16 protein-coding genes are annotated in these 18,076 nt (G+C 66.3%); 7 read left to right on the top strand and 9 right to left on the bottom strand.

Annotated features, from left to right (window positions below; genetic code table 11):
• Positions 1–67: 67 nt before the first annotated feature.
• The 3 genes from WJU17_RS12845 to xseA form a co-directional block, all read right to left on the bottom strand.
• Positions 68–844 carry a TorF family putative porin gene (locus WJU17_RS12845; protein ID WP_346327797.1) on the bottom strand — a complete coding sequence of 259 codons (777 nt, stop codon included), beginning with the start codon at positions 842–844 and terminating at the stop codon, positions 68–70.
• 276 nt (positions 845–1,120) lie between these two features.
• Complete coding sequence (locus WJU17_RS12840; protein ID WP_346327796.1) at positions 1,121–1,855, bottom strand: M23 family metallopeptidase; 735 nt, start codon at positions 1,853–1,855, stop codon at positions 1,121–1,123.
• A 74-nt stretch (positions 1,856–1,929) separates the two neighbouring features.
• Entirely contained in the window at positions 1,930–3,492 is a 1,563-nt protein-coding gene (gene xseA / locus WJU17_RS12835) for an exodeoxyribonuclease VII large subunit (RefSeq protein ID WP_346327795.1), read from the bottom strand.
• A 47-nt stretch (positions 3,493–3,539) separates the two neighbouring features.
• Between xseA and purD the strand changes: the two genes are divergently transcribed.
• Together purD and WJU17_RS12825 are read left to right on the top strand one after the other, a co-directional pair.
• Positions 3,540–4,802 carry a phosphoribosylamine--glycine ligase gene (gene purD, locus WJU17_RS12830; RefSeq protein WP_346327794.1) on the top strand — a complete coding sequence of 421 codons (1,263 nt, stop codon included), beginning with the start codon at positions 3,540–3,542 and terminating at the stop codon, positions 4,800–4,802.
• 4 nt (positions 4,803–4,806) lie between these two features.
• A complete protein-coding gene (locus WJU17_RS12825) occupies positions 4,807–6,312 on the top strand; it encodes a glycosyltransferase family 39 protein (RefSeq protein WP_346327793.1) in 1,506 nt (501 codons plus the stop codon).
• Positions 6,313–6,321: 9 nt separating this feature from the next.
• Here the strand turns inward: WJU17_RS12825 and WJU17_RS12820 are convergent, their stop codons facing one another.
• Positions 6,322–7,167 carry an MOSC domain-containing protein gene (locus tag WJU17_RS12820; RefSeq protein ID WP_346327792.1) on the bottom strand — a complete coding sequence of 282 codons (846 nt, stop codon included), beginning with the start codon at positions 7,165–7,167 and terminating at the stop codon, positions 6,322–6,324.
• A 179-nt stretch (positions 7,168–7,346) separates the two neighbouring features.
• On the opposite strand from WJU17_RS12820, the gene WJU17_RS12815 reads away from it, so the two are divergent.
• The 4 genes from WJU17_RS12815 to WJU17_RS12800 all read left to right on the top strand — a co-directional run bounded on the left by WJU17_RS12815 (position 7,347) and on the right by WJU17_RS12800 (position 10,878).
• Positions 7,347–8,417: a phosphotransferase gene (locus tag WJU17_RS12815; protein WP_346327791.1), complete on the top strand. Its 1,071-nt coding sequence runs from the start codon at positions 7,347–7,349 to the stop codon at positions 8,415–8,417.
• Between the two features lie 141 nt (positions 8,418–8,558).
• Positions 8,559–9,104, top strand: coding sequence for an inorganic diphosphatase (gene ppa / locus WJU17_RS12810; protein ID WP_346327790.1), 546 nt, complete (start codon positions 8,559–8,561; stop codon positions 9,102–9,104).
• Positions 9,105–9,280: 176 nt separating this feature from the next.
• Complete coding sequence (locus WJU17_RS12805; RefSeq protein ID WP_346327789.1) at positions 9,281–9,799, top strand: nuclear transport factor 2 family protein; 519 nt, start codon at positions 9,281–9,283, stop codon at positions 9,797–9,799.
• A complete protein-coding gene (locus tag WJU17_RS12800; RefSeq protein WP_346327788.1) occupies positions 9,796–10,878 on the top strand; it encodes a nuclear transport factor 2 family protein in 1,083 nt (360 codons plus the stop codon). Before WJU17_RS12805 ends, WJU17_RS12800 begins: the two co-directional genes overlap by 4 nt.
• Positions 10,879–10,881: 3 nt before the next feature.
• Here WJU17_RS12800 and WJU17_RS12795 read toward each other — a convergent pair whose 3' ends face one another.
• The 5 genes from WJU17_RS12795 to WJU17_RS12775 all read right to left on the bottom strand — a co-directional run bounded on the left by WJU17_RS12795 (position 10,882) and on the right by WJU17_RS12775 (position 17,515).
• Entirely contained in the window at positions 10,882–13,626 is a 2,745-nt protein-coding gene (locus WJU17_RS12795) for a PAS domain S-box protein (RefSeq protein ID WP_346327787.1), read from the bottom strand.
• Between the two features lie 117 nt (positions 13,627–13,743).
• The gene (locus WJU17_RS12790; protein WP_346327786.1) at positions 13,744–15,306 is read right to left on the bottom strand and encodes an alpha/beta hydrolase; all 1,563 of its coding nucleotides are present in this window, start codon (positions 15,304–15,306) and stop codon (positions 13,744–13,746) included.
• Complete coding sequence (locus tag WJU17_RS12785) at positions 15,303–16,622, bottom strand: mechanosensitive ion channel domain-containing protein (protein WP_346327785.1); 1,320 nt, start codon at positions 16,620–16,622, stop codon at positions 15,303–15,305. Before WJU17_RS12785 ends, WJU17_RS12790 begins: the two co-directional genes overlap by 4 nt.
• A 10-nt stretch (positions 16,623–16,632) precedes the next feature.
• Positions 16,633–17,079, bottom strand: coding sequence for a nucleoside deaminase (locus WJU17_RS12780; RefSeq protein WP_346327784.1), 447 nt, complete (start codon positions 17,077–17,079; stop codon positions 16,633–16,635).
• Between the two features lie 43 nt (positions 17,080–17,122).
• On the bottom strand, positions 17,123–17,515 hold the full coding sequence (locus tag WJU17_RS12775; protein WP_346328949.1) for a VOC family protein: 393 nt from the start codon (positions 17,513–17,515) through the stop codon (positions 17,123–17,125).
• 75 nt (positions 17,516–17,590) lie between these two features.
• On the opposite strand from WJU17_RS12775, the gene WJU17_RS12770 reads away from it, so the two are divergent.
• A complete protein-coding gene (locus WJU17_RS12770; RefSeq protein WP_346327783.1) occupies positions 17,591–18,055 on the top strand; it encodes a GNAT family N-acetyltransferase in 465 nt (154 codons plus the stop codon).
• Positions 18,056–18,076: the final 21 nt, after the last annotated feature.

Here is an 18,076-nt window from a genome sequence, read left to right as displayed (position 1 = left end):
CCCGAGCACCGGGATATCCGGTACTCGGGCGCAGTTGGGAGAGAAGCTGGCTAGCTTATCTAAACAATTAGAGCGAACGGCTGACCGTGAACGTCACGCGCTCGTCGCAGACGTTCTTGCAGTAGGTGCCGTCCAGATCGGTGTCGTGGTAGCGCACATCGACGTTGAACCAGTCGGTGATCGACACGGTGAGGCCGATGTTCCAGTTCAGGTAGTTGTCGGTGAAGCCATCCCAGGTCACGCCTGTGTTGGTATACTCGTTGTAGCCGAGCTGGCCGCTGACGCTGAGGCCGAACTGGTCGCTGCCGAGCGGGATCGGCACGGAGACGTTCAGCGGGATGTGGATCATGTCGCCCACGCCGCCGAAGAAGTCAGGCGAATACACCAGGCCCGAACCGACCGAGGCGAAGCCGAAATCGGCGCCGAGCTTGCCGTAGAATTCCCAGTAGGAATAATCGCTGCCGGCCGGGTCGCCCGGGTACATGTAGTAGATGGCGCCGATGTCGTAGGTGAAGATGCTGTTGCCGAAGGTGCCCTTGAAACCGCCGTAGAAGTCGATTTCGAAAGAGGTGCGGTTGCCCACGGGCTCGCTGGGGAATTCGACGTTGGACGCCCAGGTGCCGATGTACAGGCCGCTGGAGTGCGCCAGATCGAGGCCGCCCTGGATCGCGAAGTCTTCATTGGTCTGGGTGAAGCCGCGGAAAACGTAGTCGTTGGTGATCGCGACGTTGCCCGAGAACGAGAAGTCCGGCTCGGCGGCGTCCTGCGCCATGGCGGGCGCGCTCGTCGCAATGAAACCGGCGGCCAGACCGGCCAGTGCAAGTGCCTTCGTGAATTTCATCATGTGTCCTTCCTTACCCTTGGGGGCTCGTTGGTTTTGTCGTTAGAGCCACGCAGCGCTCTGACTGGTACTATTCAAGAGCCGTGCCAGAAGCATGTGGTGCATTGCGGAATGACCCAAGAACCAAGGGTGGTCAACACTTTATCGCCATCTTCTGTGTCTTTTATGCTGCGTATGCGGCTCGGCGTTGCAATATTACAACACGCCATTTTGCACAAAAAATAGTCAGCAGTTGCAACAAAGAAGAAATAATAGGCAGACTTTCGCGGCTTTTTGCGGTTATTTCGTAGGCACCGGACCAACCAGCAAGGCTGGATCGAGGCGCACCTCGTTCCAGTTCATTCGCCAGTCCAGATGCGGCCCGGTCGCCCGTCCGGTCGCGCCCAGGGTGGCGATTCGCTGCCCCTGGACCACTGATTCGCCGACCTTCACATCGACGGTCTGCAGATGCATCAGCGTGGACGACACCCCGTACCCGTGATCGATCAGGACGATCCCGCCCTCGTAATAGAAATCCGGCTCGGCCAGCACCACCGTGCCCGAAGCCGGGGCCGTCACCGGGGATCCCGTGGGACCGGCGACATCCACACCGTAATGTGGCTGCTTGGGGTCGCCGTTGAGAATACGTTGACTGCCGTAGACGCCGGAGATTCGTCCCGCCGCGGGCCAGGCGAACGGGTCGGCCCAGTGCAGGGCATCGCTTGTATTGCGCCGCGCGTCGGCGACCATGCCACGCTCGCGCGCCAGCCGTGCCGTCAGGTCGTCTGGCGGAACGACCTTCGAGGGCGGCAACCCGTCGATCCGCTGGATGTCGTAGGTGCGCTGGGCAACCGCGAAGTCACGGTGTTCCACGGCGCCATCGGATCCGGTGACGGTAAGCGTGGCCTGCGGCGCCGCGTCCCGGCCGAAGCCGAACACGAAGCGGCCATCCGGCGCGACACGCAAGGGACGGCCATCCAGCATCACCTGTGAACCCGGCTCGGCACGGCCGACGATCATACCGCCCTGGCTCATCGGTCCGGTCAGTTCAATAGCGACGGCCGGAAAAGACAGAAGAACAAAGAAGGCGGCGACGGCTGTACGAATTCTCAGAACAGATCTCCCTGGGGCGTATCCGGGACCGCGCGTTTCCGGGGTGACGCGGGACGGGGTTTTCCGTCCACGGCCAGCGCACCAACGCGCCCGTCGGCGAATTCGATACTGAGCGGATCCCCGGAAGCGATGGCGCGGCTCGACGTCACCGGCTTGTCATTGGCGTCGCGGATCACGGCGAAGCCGCGTTTCAGCACGTTCTGGTAGCTGAGGCTCTCCAGCACGCGGCCGGCGGCGAGCAGCGACTTCTCGGCCTGCTCGATGGCGCGTCCGGCGGCGGGCAGCAGCCGCGCGGCCCGGTCGGCCACCTGACGGCGCGCGTCGCCGATCCGGGCGATGACCGCGGCGGGTCGCAGGCCGGCGGCGGCCCGGTCGAGGCGATGGCCGTGCGCCTGGATATTGGCGGTGAGGCCGCGCGGCAGCCGCTCGCCGAGCGCCTGCAGGCCGCGCGCGGCATCGGCCGCCCGGCCGCGCAGCACGGCGGGGCGCAGACCGCCCGCCGCCGCGACCAGGGCGTGGCGATGGGCCTGGCTGTTGGCGACCAGCGCACGTGGCAAGCGCTCGGACAGCTCGTCGAAACGCTGCTGCCGCAGCCCCAGCATGTCGGCGGGGCGGGGCAGCGCCCGTGCCGCCGCCGCCAGCGCGGTATCCCGTTCCTGCAGCAGCCGGCGGGCGGCGCGGCGGTGGCGCTGGTCGAGGCCAGCGATGCGGTCCAGCAGATCCTCGCGCACCGGGACCGCCATCTCGGCGGCGGCGGTGGGCGTCGGCGCCCGCCGGTCGGAGGCGTAATCGATGAGCGTGGTGTCGGTTTCATGGCCCACGGCGGAAATCAGCGGGATGTCGCTCTCGGCCGCCGCGCGGACGACGATTTCCTCGTTGAAGGCCCACAGATCCTCGAGGCTGCCACCCCCGCGCGCCACGATCAGCACATCCGGGCGCGGCACGGGCCCGCCGGGCACGAGGGCGTTGAAGCCCCGGATCGCCGCCGCCACCTGAGCCGCGGCGTCCGGGCCCTGCACCAGCACGGGCCACAACAGGACATGGCGCGGGAAGCGGTCGGCCAGGCGGTGCAGGATATCGCGGATGACAGCGCCGGTGGGCGAGGTCACGACGCCGATGACACTGGGCAGGAACGGGATCGGCCGCTTGCGCGCCGCGTCGAACAGGCCTTCGGCGGCCAGCTTGCGCCGCCGTTCCTCCAGCAGCGCCATCAGCGCGCCGGCGCCGGCCGGCTCCATGCTGTCGATGACCAGCTGGTATTCGGAGCGGGGACCGTAATTGGTCAGCTTGCCGGTGGCGACCACCTCGAGCCCGTCCTCGGGCCGGAAGCTCAGGCGGCCGACAGTGCCTTTCCACATGACGCCCTTGATCTTGGCGTTCTCGTCCTTGAGGCACAGATAGAGGTGGCCGGAGCGGGCGGCCATGAATTCGGTGATCTCGCCGCGCACGCGGACATGGTCGAAGCTGGTCTCCAGGGTGCGCTTGATGGCGGTGGAGAGTTCGCCGACCGAATATTCGGGGACGTTCGGGGCCGTGCCGGCCGTGGGACTTGTGCTCATGGGGTCCTATGCTACAAGAGCCGCACACCGGATGAAAGAGAAGCAGCATGAAGGTTCTTGTCGTCGGCTCCGGCGGGCGTGAACACGCCCTGTGCTGGGCCATCGCCGCCTCGCCCCTGTGCACCAAACTGTATTGCGCGCCTGGCAATGGCGGCATTGCGCGCGATGCCGAATGCGTTCCACTAGCGGCCGACGACCTCGACGGCATCATCGGCTTCTGCAATGACAACGCCATCGACTTCGTGGTGGTCGGACCCGAAGGACCTCTGGTCGCCGGCCTTGTAGACAAGCTGGCGGCGGCGGGAATCATGGCATTCGGTCCGCGCGCGAATGCCGCGGTGCTGGAGGGATCGAAGGGCTTCACGAAGGATCTTTGCGCGAAGTACGGAATTCCGACCGCCGCCTATGGTCGCTTCAATAACGCGGCGTCGGCCAAGGCATTCGTCGCCGAGAAGGGCGCGCCCATCGTGGTGAAGGCGGATGGTCTGGCTGCCGGCAAGGGCGTGATCATGGCTGAAACAATGGACGAGGCGCTGGCGGCCATCGACGACATCTTCGGAGGCCGGTTCGGCGCGGCTGGCGCCGAGGTGGTGATCGAAGAATGGTTGATCGGTGAAGAAGCCAGCTTCTTTGCGCTGGTAGACGGCAAGCACGCCCTCGCGCTTGCCGCCGCGCAAGATCACAAGCGGGTCGGCGATGGCGACACCGGTCCCAACACCGGCGGCATGGGCGCCTATTCACCCGCGCCGGTCATCACCGACGAGATCGCGGCGCAGGTCATGGAGCGCATCATCAACCCCACGGTGAAGGCCATGGAAGCCGAAGGCCGCCCCTTCAGGGGCGTGCTGTTCGCCGGACTGATGATCACCGACAAGGGCCCGCAACTCATCGAATACAACACACGTTTCGGCGATCCGGAGTGCCAAGTTCTGATGATGCGCCTGAAGTCCGACATCCTGACCGCGCTGATCGCCGCCGCCGACGGCCATCTGGCCAATTTCGACCTGCGCTGGCATGACCAGCCGGCGCTGACGGTCGTGATGGCCGCCGATGGCTATCCCGGAGAATACCAGAAGGGTACCGAGATCCGCGGACTGGAGAAGGTCGGCGACGACGTCCAGGTGTTCCACGCTGGCACCGCCCTGAAAGACGGAAAAATCATCGCCACCGGCGGCCGCGTCCTCGCCGTTACCGCCATGGCCGAGACGGTAGCCGAGGCGCAGAAAAAGGCTTATGCGGCCATCGACGCGATAGATTGGCCGGAAGGGTTCTGCCGCCGCGACATCGGCTGGCGCGCGATCGGGCGCTGATCCCATGCGGACGGCCGTGCAGCGACCGTCCCGGAACGTTGCAAGACCGCTTCCCCGCGATCCCCATCCCGCCGCATTGCTGCTGCCGGTGTTGCTGTTCGCCGCGCTGGCCGGCCTGTTCTGGACCGGCTTCATGGCCAGCGACGACGCCATCTACCGGGACACGGCGCTGCGCTGGCTGGCCCACCCGGCGGCGCTTCCCTATGAGCACTGGGGCTTCCGCTACACCGTGATCTGGCCGCTGGCCGGGCTGATCGCCCTGTTCGGCGATACCCAGGCCCTGCTCGGCTCCCTGGCGCTGGCCTATGGCATCGTCCTGGTCGGCGCGGCCATCCTGCTGGTCCGGCGGTTCGCCGGTGGCGCGGCGGCACTGTGGGCCGGTGTGCTGCTGGCGTCCTCGCCGCTGCTGGTGATCGCCTCGTCCACCCTGAACGTGGACATTCCCGAGACCGTCTTCCTGCTGGCCTCGCTGGGCCTGTTCGTCGCCGCGACGGAGCGCGCCGCGCCCGAGGGCTGGCTGGTGGCCTGCGGCATCGCGGCGGGGCTCGCCATGATGACTCGGGAGACGGCGCTGGGCCTGCTGATGGTCTATGGCCTGCTGTTCCTGCGCGGCGCCTATTTCCCCCGCGCGCTGTATCTGTGGGGCGCGCTGGGCGTGGCGCTGGTGCTGGGCGCGGAAATGGCCTGGTTCGCCTCCCACGGCGAGTCCATGCTGTACCGGCTCGAGATCATCGCCCGCACCCATGACGTGGTCGCCGGCACCGCCGATCCGGGTTTCGACACCGGGAATATCTCGCACAGCCCGATCTGGGGGCCGCCGCTGGCGCTGCTCGTCAACCAGGAGTTCGGGCTTTTGTTCTTCGTGGCGCCGCTCGCCGCATGGCGCCTGTGGCGGACCCGGCCCGTGTCCGGCGGCCAGCGAGTATTCATCGAAGTCGCCGTCGTCGCCATGACCGTGTGGTGCGTGTGGATCGGCTACAGCCGGACGGTGTTTCCGCTGCCGCGCTATTTCATGCTGCCGGCGGTGCTGGCCTGCGCGCTGACCGGAATGTGGCTGGCGCAACTCGCGCGGGGGCGACTGGCCGGCGCGGTGCTGGCCGTGCTCGTGCTGGCCAATCTGGCGTGCCTGTCGGTGGAGAACACGCGGCCGCGTTTCGCCGCGCAGGCGCTGGCGGGGTGGATCGAGACCCATCCGCGCGGCGGCGTCGTCCATACCGATCCGTGGACGGTGCGCCGCACGGCCATGCTGCTGCACTGGAGCGACGCGGACCCGCGCCGGCGGCTGAGCACGGCGCCGGGCAGGCCGGGCGCCCTGGTGTTCGTCGATCCCAATGTGGACGCGCCGTTCGTGACGTCGCGCCGCGCGGACCTGGTCATGCCGGTGGACGCGCCTCGGCGGATGATCGGCAGGCTGCTCGGCGCGCTGGGCCTGGACGAGAGGCTACCGGAGCGGTGGCGCGACCGGCTGATCCATGGCGGCGCCCCGGCGGCGCTGTACCGGCTGCGATAGCGCGGCCGGTCAGGCCCGCAGCACGTCGCCGACCGAGATGACGCCGGGCGCCGTCGCCGTCGCGTGCACGCCGGCGATCACCGACATCATCTCGCCGGGCGCGAAGGTGATGCTGGGCGCCTTGATCCAGGCCGCCGCCGTCCTGAAGATCATGGTGTCGCGCGGCAGATCGGCCTGCGGGAGCGTGGTCATGACGCAGCGCGGCGTGGGATCGATGAAGGTCAGCCGCACCGCGCCAATGGCGGCGCTGTCGCCCGGCCATTCATGTTCCGACAGGCCGCTGCCTTCCAGGAGGATGTTGGGCCGGAAGCGGCGCACGTCGAAGCGGCTTTCCGGCGCCCGTTCGGCGAGCCCGTCGAGCGTCGTGGTGCTGAGCACGTGGATCGGCGCGAAATCGAGGAAACTGCCGGGCGCGGCAAGGCCCAGCGCTTCCTGGCGGACATCCTTGGCGCTGCCCAGATCGTCCTCGGTGCGGTCCGCCTCGCGCTCGGCCTTCGCTGGCGGCGTCGAGATCAGGGCGACCTCGCGCCCGAGGAATTCGGAGAGGACGCCGTTCACCTCCCGGTCGGTGCTGGCGATCTCGCCGCCATTGGGAAAAGTGATGCGGATGGGCGGCAAAGGCTGGCCCGTCTCCGGCTCGGCGACATAGGCGGCGCGGCAGGTGAGCAGATTGGCCCATTTCTTCGGGTGCTTGGCGCTGGCGATGATGCCGGTCTCGAGGTCCAGCACCGCATAGGCACGGTCCCCGAGCATGCCCCGGCCGTCGAAGAAGGCGCTTTCGACGGCCTCGCCCTGCATGGACTTCACCGGATGGCGCCACAGCGCTCTGACATGACCGGAAGACTGAATCGGCACCTGTGACACTCCGCGTTAAAGGGAGACAAAGGGTGGACGGGATCCATGCGCAGCCCAATAAGCATAATGACTTATGGCTTGCGATCGACGCCCTACGCCCCACGACTTTACACCCCGCCCAATTGCGCTAAAAAGACATGCCCGCCGGGCATCACGGAACTCCTGCAACGGGGACAGGCATGGCGATCGATCGCGCGAAGGAATTTTCCGGCACCCAGGAGGTGCGCGAGCAGCACAAGTTCGATGTGTCGAAGCTGCAGGCGTTCATGGAAGAGCACGTCGAGGGCTTTTCCGGCCAGGTGAGCGTAGCCCAGTTCAAGGGTGGCCAGTCCAACCCGACCTTCATGCTGGACGCGGGCGGCAAGCGCTATGTCATGCGGCGCAAGCCGCCGGGCGAGCTGCTGAAGTCGGCCCACGCCGTCGACCGCGAATACAAGGTGATCACCGCGCTGGGCAAGACCGACGTGCCGGTGCCCAAGACCTATGCCCTTTGCACCGACGATTCGGTGGTGGGCACCTGGTTCTACATCATGGATTGCCTGGACGGCCGCATCTTCTGGACGCCGGACCTGCCCGAGGTCGCGAAGGAAGATCGCCGGGCGATCTATGAAGGCATGGTCGATGCGCTGGCGCGGCTGCACAAGGCCGATCACCGCGCCATCGGTCTCGATGATTTCGGCAAGCCGAGCGACTACATCGCGCGCCAGATCCACGTCTGGTCGAAGCAATACCGCCTGTCGCAGACCGAGACCATCGAGGCCATGGACAAGCTGATGGACTGGCTGCCCGCCAATCTGCCGCCCGATCACGGTCCCTGCGTCGTCCATGGCGATTTCCGCCTGGACAACATGATCTTCCACCCGACCGAGCCCCGGGTGATCGGCATCCTGGACTGGGAGCTGTCGACCATCGGTGATCCCATGGCCGATTTCAGCTACAACTGCATGCCCTATCACCTGAAGGTTCAGGCCAACACCACCGGCCTGGTCGAGCGGGACCTGGAGGCGCTGGGGATTCCGAGCGAGGCCGAGTACATCCGCATGTACTGCGAGCGCACAGGCCGCAGCCATATCGATAACTGGGATTACTACCTCGTCTATAACATCTTCCGGCTGGCGGCGATTTCCCAGGGCATCATGGGCCGGGTCATGGCCGGGACCGCAGCGAGCGCCAAGGCCGCGGAATCCGGCAAGCAGGCGCGTCCCCTTGCAGAAAAAGCATGGGAGATGGCGCGGAAAATCGGGGCTTAACGACCTGTTAGCGCTGTTGTTCAGGCCCGTGTCCCACTAAAACCGCGACGAAACGGCGAGCAACCGACCATGCTGGTCCGCCCCGACCCGGGGCGCGATCCGTGGCCGGATATTGTCTTGCCGAACGATCAAGGAGCGACGATGAACCTCGACAAGATTTCCGCAGGCGTAAACCCTCCCAGCGACATCAACGTAATCATCGAGATCCCGCTGGGCGGCGTGCCGGTGAAGTACGAGCTGGACAAGGAGTCCGGCGCGCTGTTCGTCGACCGCTTCCTGCACACCGCCATGTACTATCCGGGGAATTACGGCTTCATCCCGCAGACGCTTTCGGAAGACGGCGATCCCTGCGACGTGGTCGTCATCAGCCAGGTGCCGGTGGTGCCGGGCGCGGTGATCCGCTGCCGCCCGATTGGCGCGCTGGTCATGCAGGACGAGGCGGGCGCCGACGAGAAGATCCTGGCAGTGCCGGTCGACAAGCTGCACCCATTCTATACCGGCATCAAATCCTACCGCGACCTGCCGCCGATCCTGTGCGAGCAAATCGGTCATTTCTTCCAGCACTACAAGGATCTGGAAAAGGGCAAGTGGGTGACCATCGCCAAGTGGCTGGACGTGGAAGAAACCCAGCAGCTGGTGCTGGACGGCATGGAAGCACACCGCAAGAAGGTCGCCGAAAAGGCCTGATCGAGCCTCGTTTCGGCGCCGAAGCGGTCGCGCGAAACCTTCCGTTACGTTAAACTGTCATGATTGTAAGCCGTGTGCCGGGCCACGCGCGGCGGTTTTCAGGCGTGCTTGAGACAAAGCCGATTGTGACAGGCGTCCTTCTGGGGAGCGGGACGCCGTAAAACGGGAGACATCCGATGCCGAACCGTCCGGCCACCGGCGACCCGCTCGACAGCGTGCTGTCGCGCCAGGCGCTCCACGATCTGAATGCGTTGTATTGCCGCGCGCTCGACCGCTGCGACCTGGATCTGCTGCAGCGCAGTTTCCACCCGGGCGCGACCGTGTCCTTTGGGCCGATGAACACCACGGCCGAGGAATTCTGCCCCATCATCATCGGTCTGGAACGCAGCCTGCCGCGCACCACCCACTGCCTCGCCAATGAATGGTTCGATATTCGCGGCGACCGGGCCGCCGGCGAATGCTGCCTATTCTCGGCGCTGAGCTACGACACCGAGGGGCAGAGCATGGAATGCTTCATCGGCGCGCGCTATGCCGCCGATTACGAGCGGCGCGCCGGCGAATGGCGGATCGCCCACATGATGCTGGTAATGGACTGGAACATGAACAATCCGTCCACCGCGCAATGGCATTTGCGGTTCGGCGTGCGCGGCGATCGCAAGCCCGCCGACCTGCTGTATAGCGGGCTGTTCCAATGAGCGCCGCGCTGGAGGCGGCGCTGCGCGACGTGGCGGACAAGCATGCCATCGAGCAGGTACTGGTCAATCACGGCCGGGGCATCGACCGGTCGGACACGGCGCTGATGCAGGAATGCTATCACGCCGACGCAACCGTGGATTACGGCCTGTTCAAGGGACCGGCGCACGAGTTCGCCGCGCTGGTGACAGGCGCGCCGCTGGACCGTCCGCTGTCGACGCACCGGACATCCAACATCTGGATCCGGGTAGAGGGCGACAAGGCGATAGCCGAATCCTACGGTCTCGCCTACCGGGAGGAAGACGACGAGGAGAGCCGCGTCCAGCGCCTGATGGGCGGCCGCTATCTGGACCGGCTGGAGCGGCGCGGCGGCGCCTGGAAGATCACGCAGCGGATCTTCGTGCTGGACTGGAACATCAACCTGCCCTGCACGCTCGACCTGACCGGACCGCTGTTCGCCGGCCAGACCATGGGCGGGCGCCGCGCCGACGATCCCGCCACGCGGCTATTCGCCGACTGGTCGTCCCGTCATGCGCCCGGCACGCCGTCCGGGCACGACGCGGCCAGCCGCGACGCCGTCATCGACCGCGCCGTGTCCAAGCAGGCCCTGCACGAGCTGAACACCGCCTATTGCCGGGCCGCCGACCGGGCCGACGATGGGTTGATGCGCCGCTTGTGGCATCCCGGCGCCAAAGTGTCCTATGGCGAGTATTCCGGCGGCTTCGAGGGGTTCTGCGACTACTGGGCGGGCGTGCGCGACCGGTTCGAGCGCATCACCCACTTGATCGGTAACGACTATTTCGAGATCGACGGCGACCGGGCGGTGGGCGAGACGCTGGTGGCGCGGATCGAGGTTCTGCCCCGCGCCTCGGGCACGGTGGACCGCATGATCGGCGGCCGCTTCCTCGACCGGTTCGAACGGCGCGGCGGCGTCTGGAAGCTGTCGGGCCGCGCCTTCGTGCTGGACTGGAACGTCAACCGGCCGACCACGGCGATCTGGGACCGCGCAGTCTATGCCAGCCTGCCGCTGCGCGGCGGCCGGGCGCCCGAGGACCCGGTCTACGCCCTGTGGGGCGCCTGAGGGTCACTCCGCGTCCAGCACCTCGCGGATCTTGGCCGCCAGCGTCTGCCGGGTGAAGGGCTTGGAGATCAGCGTGACGCCCACGTCGAGCCGGCCGTGATGCACGATGGCGTTGTCGGTGTAGCCGGACATGTAGAGCGTCCGGCAGGACGGCGCCAGGATGGCGATGGCGTCCGACACCTCGCGCCCGCTCATGCCCCCCGGAAGCACAACGTCCGCCAGCAGCAGATCGGGCATCAGTCCATCGCGGACCAGCTGGAGGGCGTCTTCACCCCTGCCCACCGAATGCACCGCGTAACCGAATGCATTGAGGGAACGGCGCACGGCGAGGCGTACACTCGGGTCGTCCTCGACCAGCAGGACGGTTTCCTTGCCGGAGCGGATCGGCAGCGCGGCGTCGATGCGGTCGGGACTGGCAGCCGTCATGGCGGTGCGCGGGAAATACAGCTTCACCGTCGTCCCCTGACCGAGCTCGCTATAGATCTTCACATGACCGCCGGACTGCTTGACGAAGCCATAGACCATGCTGAGACCGAGGCCGCTGCCCTTGCCCACGTCCTTGGTGGTGAAGAACGGGTCGAACGCGCGCTCCAGGACGTCCGCCGTCATGCCGGTTCCCGTATCGCTGACGGCGATCATCACATATTGTCCGGGGCGAACCTCGTCATACTGGCGCGCATACTCGTCGTCGAGCCGGGTGTTGGCCGTCTCGATGGTCAACTTGCCGCCGTCGGGCATGGCATCGCGCGCGTTCACCGCCAGATTGATCAGCGCGTTTTCAAGCTGGGCCGGGTCGATCTCGATGGACCATACGCCGGCCGCGAGCACGGTCTCCACATCCAGGTCCTCCTCCAGCGTCCGGTGCAGCAGTCGCATCATCTCGCGCACGAGCGTATTGACGTTGATGGTCGCGGGCTGCAGCGGCTGCTTGCGTGAGAAGGCCAGCAGACGGCCGGTCAGCGCCGCGCCGCGCTCCACGGCGTTCAGCGCGACACGCAGCGCGTCGCTGCCTTCCTCGTCGCCGGCGAGACGCTCCTGCACCATTTCCAGATTGAGCTGCAGGGCCATCAGCACATTGTTGAAATCATGGGCCACCCCGCCGGTAAGATGGCCGACGGTCTCCATTTTCTGGGCCTGGCGGAACTGCTGCTCCAGCTGTATCTGTTCGGTGATATCGAGAGAAAAGCCCAGCAGGTAGAGCGGCGCGCCCGCCTCGTCATGGACCGGGATCTTGATGGTCCGCAGCAGCCGCTGGCCCTGATGGCGCGTGTTCACCGCTTCCTCGGGGATGACGAGCGGACGACCCGCCGCGATCACGGCGCGATCGGCGCGAATGAAGGCGTCCGCCTGATCGGGTGGAAAGAAATCACGGTCGTTGCGGCCGATCAGTTCCGTGCGGTCGTAGCCCAGCAGATCCTCGCCGGCGCGGTTCAAGGTCACGAAACGCAGCTCCTGCGCGTCCTTGACGAACAGCATGGCGGGAATGTTCTCGACAATGAGGTCAAGGAACGCCTCGGTGCGCCGCGACGCCGCCTCGGCCTGTACCCGGTCGCTGATATCCTGCACGGTGCCGGTCATCCGGATGGCCTTGCCATCGGCATCGAAAAGGGTTTCGGCCTGTCCATGGATGGTCGCGACAGAGCCATCGGGTCGCGGCACACGGTAATCCATGGAAAAGGTGCCGGGCGGGCCGGCGAGACAGCGATTCAGCCGCGTGCGCAGGGTTTCCCGGTCGTCGGGATGCACGTAATCCAGCACGCCCGCGAGCCCACCGCTGTCCGCGTCGTCGGCCATGGAGAACAGGACCCGGACTTCGTCGGACCAGGAGAACTGATCGGCGGTGATATCCCATTCCCAATTGCCCATGCGGGCGAGGCGCTGGGCATTGGCGAGGCGCGCCTCGCTTTTGGCGAGGGCGCGCTGTACTTCCCGCTGGTCGGTGACGTCCATGAACGACGCGATGATCCGGTGCGGGCTGCTGTCGCCGAAATCGACCATGCTGGCCGCGACGGCGGTTTCGCGCACGGAGCCGTCGGGCCGGCGCACCTGGACCTCGCCAATCCACCTGCCGTTCTGCAACAACTGCCCCAGTGCCGCCTCGCCATCGGGCGCGAACTGAAGGGCGTTCAGCCCCACCGCCTCATCCGGTCCGGCAAGGCCGATCAGATCGGCGAAGGACTGGTTGCAATAGGTGATCTCTCCCGTCAGGTCGGCGATGGCGATGGCCGCCGCCGCCTGGGCCAGCGCGTGATCTCGCATGGCCAGTGCCCGGCTGCCGGCGCGCAGGTCCTGATTTTGCGACTTCACAAGGGCTTCCATCTCGCGCCGCAGGGCGATCTCGTTGGCGAGCTGCTCGTTCGCCGCCGCCAGCCGCGCCGGGCTGGGCAAGGCGACAAGTCGGGGCAGGATCAGCCAGAGCACCGACGCGGTCGCCAGGGAAATCGCCGCGGTGACCCCCTTTAGCAGACCCTGCGGCAGATAGTACGGGTACCAGATGGTCGCGATGGATGACAGGTGGGTCAGCCCGCAGGCCAGGATGAAGGCGGAGAAAGCATAGAAGATCGCGTTCAGCTTCAGGTCGCCGCGCTTGGCCGAAAACAGCATCAACACGACGGGAATGGAGAAGTAGGACAGACCGATGACGGCGTCGGAAATCAGGTGGAGCCACAGAATATGTGGTTCCCACAGGTAGCAGTGCCCATGCGGCATGAAGCCGTCCGCTGAAAAGACCCGTTCGATCCACGCCATGCCGCCCCCCTAATGTGTTTCGAATTTTATAGGTTATCAGGGGTGACGCGACAGGGAATTCAATGCCGGCTGGGGACAAGCCGCGCCCTGAGGGGAAAAGAAACGAAAAGTGGTATTCTACAACCGCCTTATGCGGTCAGCCTCGCCGCCGCGCGTCATGAAACGGGGCGGCCGCTGGAAATGCAGGCAGGTTGGCGGCTCCGGCTGGCGCGGTGAATCGAGGAACGCGGCCATGGCGGCCTGGGCGCAGGCGCTGGTCGCGCTCGGCGCATGGCCCCGGGCCCGGAGGACAACCCGGAACGCGTTACTCATATGCACCAGCTGCCGTTCGGCATAAGTCGGCGGGGTTCGAGTATCATAAGCGCCGTTGACCAGCAGCGTCGGCACGTCGCTCTTGACCGGTTCCCGGAACCCCTTCGGCGCCACGCCGGCCGGCCACGCCGCGCACTGGGCGCGGACAGGCGCCTCCAGATCGAAGTGCCGCAGCAGCGGATGGGTGTCTCGGGCGCGGGCGAAGGCCTGGGGACTGTTGAACGGCAACTCCTCACGGCACAGGGCCGACAGCAGCAGGGCGTTGGCGTCGCCGTCCGCATAAGCATCGAACATCAGCTGGGCGGCCAGATGCGAGAACAACACCGTGCCGCCCTTGGCCGTATCGTTGACGATGCCGGGCAGGAAGGGCAGCCATTCGCTCACCATCAACCCATATTCGATCACCTGCAGGTAGACGCCGTCATCGACCGTTACCGTCAATTGCCGGCCCTTCCGATCCGGGTCGGTCAGGGTAAGGGCTATCGGCCTTGCCCGAAAGGCCAGCACCGTGCGTTCCAGATCGCGCTGGAGAAACGGATAGGCGCCGGCGCAGGCGGGGTCGGCCTCGCAATCGGCATAGAGCAGGGTGAGGGCGCGCTGCAGATTGGCGGGCGCTGCCGCCAGCGCCGGCACGTTCGGAGGGACGAGAGAATCCAGAATGGCCGCATGAGTGCCCGCCGCATCCCGCCGCATGAGCTCGAGCGCGAGACGAGAGCCATAGGAGATGCCATAGACCGTCCAACGCGGCACACCGAGGGCGCCGCGCAGCGCGATCAGGTCAAGGGCCGTGGCCTCGGTATCATAGGCGGCCAGATCGACTCCGGCCTTGAGCAGCGCGTCACGGCAGGCGCCGACCGTCCGCTCGATCGCCGCGTCCCGCGCCGCGGGATCGCTTTCAAGCCGGTCGAGCGTGAGCGCGAGGCGAACGTCGCTGAGCATGGCGCAGCGCAGATGGGGACTGGCCAACGGGCCGATGCCGCGCGTGTCGACCAGGATATGGTCGCGGTCCCGTGCCCAGTCGGCCCGGTCGAGAACACGGCCCCATGCGTTGATGTCCGCCGCCGTCGCGATACCCGCCGGCTGGCCCGGGCCGCCCATCAGATGAAGTACCGGCGGTTCCTCGGCGGGAGTGGACGGGCTGCGCAGGATGACGACCGGGAACCGGACCGTTCGGTTGCTGGCCGTCTCCCGGCTTTCGGGGACGGTGAAGCGATAGCATTCAGCGCTGCGCAGGGCGGGCTTGGGAAACCAGCATTCCGCGCCGGCCAGCGCGTTGTCCGGCTTGTCCTGGCTGCGCCAGAGCCATGTAGCCGCATAGGCGGCACCGACGATCAGGACCGCGACGAGCAGGGTGCGGCCGAGGCTCACGCTTGCGTACCCTCGTCGTTCTCGCGCGTACGGCGACCGCGGGTGACAATGTGAAGATCGTGCTGCGAGAAGGGAAAGCGGATGCCCGATGCCTGGAACTTGTCCCAGATCTTGAGGCGCACGTCGCTTTGCACGTTGGTGATTCCGTTCTGGGGATCCTCGATCCAGAAGCGCAACTCGAGGATGACGGCGCTTTCCTCGAAGTCCAGCAGCATGCACAGCGGCGACGGCGTATCGAGCACGCGTTCGGTTTCCTTGGCCGAGTCGATGCACAGCGATCGCGCCAGATTGATGTCGCTGTCATAGGACACGCGAATCTTCACATGCTGGCGCACCAGCCGGTTGGAGTGCGACCAGTTGACCACCGGCTGGGTGATCATGTCCTCGTTGGGGATCAGGTATTCGGTGCCATCGCGGGTGATGACCGAGGTGTAGCGCGTGGCCAGCTTGTTGACCCAGCCATAGGTGCCTTGAAGCTCGACCACGTCTCCCGGCTTGATGGAGCGGTCGAGCAACAGGATAAATCCGCTGAACAGGTTGGAGGTCACCTTCTGGAGGCCGAAACCGACCGCCACGGCGAGTGCGCCGCCGAAGAAGGCGAAGATGGTCAGGTCGAGGCCCGCCGATCCGAGGCCGACGATAATCGCGATGGCGATCAGGGTGAACTTGGCGATCTTGGCCAGGAGCAGCCGCGCCGAAGGCGTGAAGCTGTGCGCGCGGGACAGGCGCTGTTCGACGAACTGGGTCGTGATCAGCGCAATCCAGACGAAGACCACCACCGCCAGCACCGCGATCAGCACGCTGCGCAGGGACAGAACCTTGTCCTTGCCCATGGGAATGGCGGCCTGTTCCAGCAGGATCATGGTCTGGTCGAGAATGCCTAGTATGTCGAGCGCGGCGACCGTCCAGGCGACGACGGCGACCAGCCGGGCCATGGCCGGATTGCGTACAGGCGCAGTGAGCAGGCGGATCAGCAGCCATGCCGCCAGCAGGGTCATGCTGATGCGCAGGCCGTACCGGTGCAGGTCGAGCCCGCGCGCGATCTGATAGAGCACCAATTGCAGGACGAGCCAGATGGCCGGCGTGATGAGCAGGACCATCACCTCCAGGGTCCGTTCGGCGGCGCCATTGGCCTGTCCCGGACGGTTTTTCGCCCAGGCCCTGAGCGGCCTGGCCAGGAGCCGGGCGGCGAAGAAGGTCACGGCGATCACCAGCGCCTGCCAGAGCGTGGCGAGTGTCAGCACATGTTCGGCGGTCCAGCCGCCGGCGAAGGACAGCCAGGTCTTCAGATCGGCGATGGTGGTGGAGAGATCCATGATGGCCAGCTTATCGTCTCGCCGCGAAAAAGTCTTTCAGCAGACGGGCGGCTTCGCCCTCGGCGATACCGCCATAAATTTCGGGCGCGTGATGGCACGTCGGCAGCGCGAAGAGGCGCGGCCCATGATCGACGCCGCCGCCCTTGGGATCGGCAGCGCCGTAATAAAGCCGGCGGATACGGGCGAACGCCATCGCCTGGGCGCACATGGGACAGGGCTCGAGCGTGACGTGGAGGTCGCAGCCGGTCAGCCGTTCCGAGCCCAGCATCGCCGCGCCCGCCCGGATGACGAGCATTTCCGCGTGCGCGGTCGGATCGCGCCGTTCGACGATGCGGTTGCCGTCGCGCGCGAGGACGGCGCCGTCCGGTCCGACGAGCACCGCGCCGACGGGCACCTCGCCGCGCCGGGCCGCCGCGCCCGCTTCGTCGAGCGCCATCTGCATGAAGCGGTTATGCATCAGCGGACCATGGGCAAACGGTCCAGCACCGTCAAGCCGTGACCTATTCCGGATCGTGACAGCAGACGCAGATCTTGTTGCCATCGGGATCGCGGAAGTAGGCGCCATAATAATCCGCGTGGTAATGGGGCCTCGGCCCGGGCCTGCCCTCGCACAGTCCGCCGGCATGGAGGGCCGCGGCGTGAGTCTCGTCAACGGTCGCACGGTTTGGGGCGAGCAACGCGACCATCTGGCCATTTCCGGCGGAGGCCGCACCGCCATCATAGGGTCGGCCGATAAGGAACAGCGGGCGCGGCGCGGCAGACGGCATCCAGCCGGCCCACGCCTTGTCCGGTTCGCAGAACCTGAGCGGGAAACCGAGAGCCTTCATGACGGCGGTGTAGAACGCAAAAGCCCGGGGGAAGTCCGAGATGCCCAGATGCACGTGCGACAGCATGGCGCTCACCTCCAAATCTTCTCCATGGCCGCGCGACTACCAGAGTAAGCTGAGGCCATAGGGGAGCCCAGTACGATGCGGATTATTCCCGCCGACTTCAACGATGAACGTGTGATCGCCCTGTTCGCGATTCATCTCGCGACGGCTCGGGCGGAAACAGCGCCGGGAAGCGCCCATGCGCTGGACGTTTCCGGATTGAGGACGCCCGATATCCGTGTCTGGTCCCTCTGGATCGATGACACGCTGGCGGGCATCGGCGCGCTGAAGCGACTGTCGAACGACCATGGGGAAGTGAAATCCATGCACACCGCCGAGGCCATGCGCGGCCGCGGCGCGGGACGGGCCATGCTGCGCCACATCATCGCCGCTGCCCGGTCCGAGGGCATGACGCGTCTCAGCCTGGAGACGGGGTCGTGGGCGTTCTTCCGTCCGGCCCACGCGCTATACCGCAGCGAGGGCTTCACCGACTGCCCGCCCTTCGGGGTGTACGGGCCCGACCCGAACAGCCTGTTCCTGACGCTCGAGCTGCGGGAAAGCTGATTTCCCCGGAACCCAATCCGC

Origin of the sequence: Iodidimonas sp. SYSU 1G8, from assembly GCF_039655775.1 — a bacterium.
Taxonomy (GTDB): Bacteria; Pseudomonadota; Alphaproteobacteria; order SMXS01; family SMXS01; genus RI-34.
The sequence above is the reverse complement of the archived record's forward strand: the minus strand, read 5'-3'. Positions and strand labels throughout refer to the sequence as shown.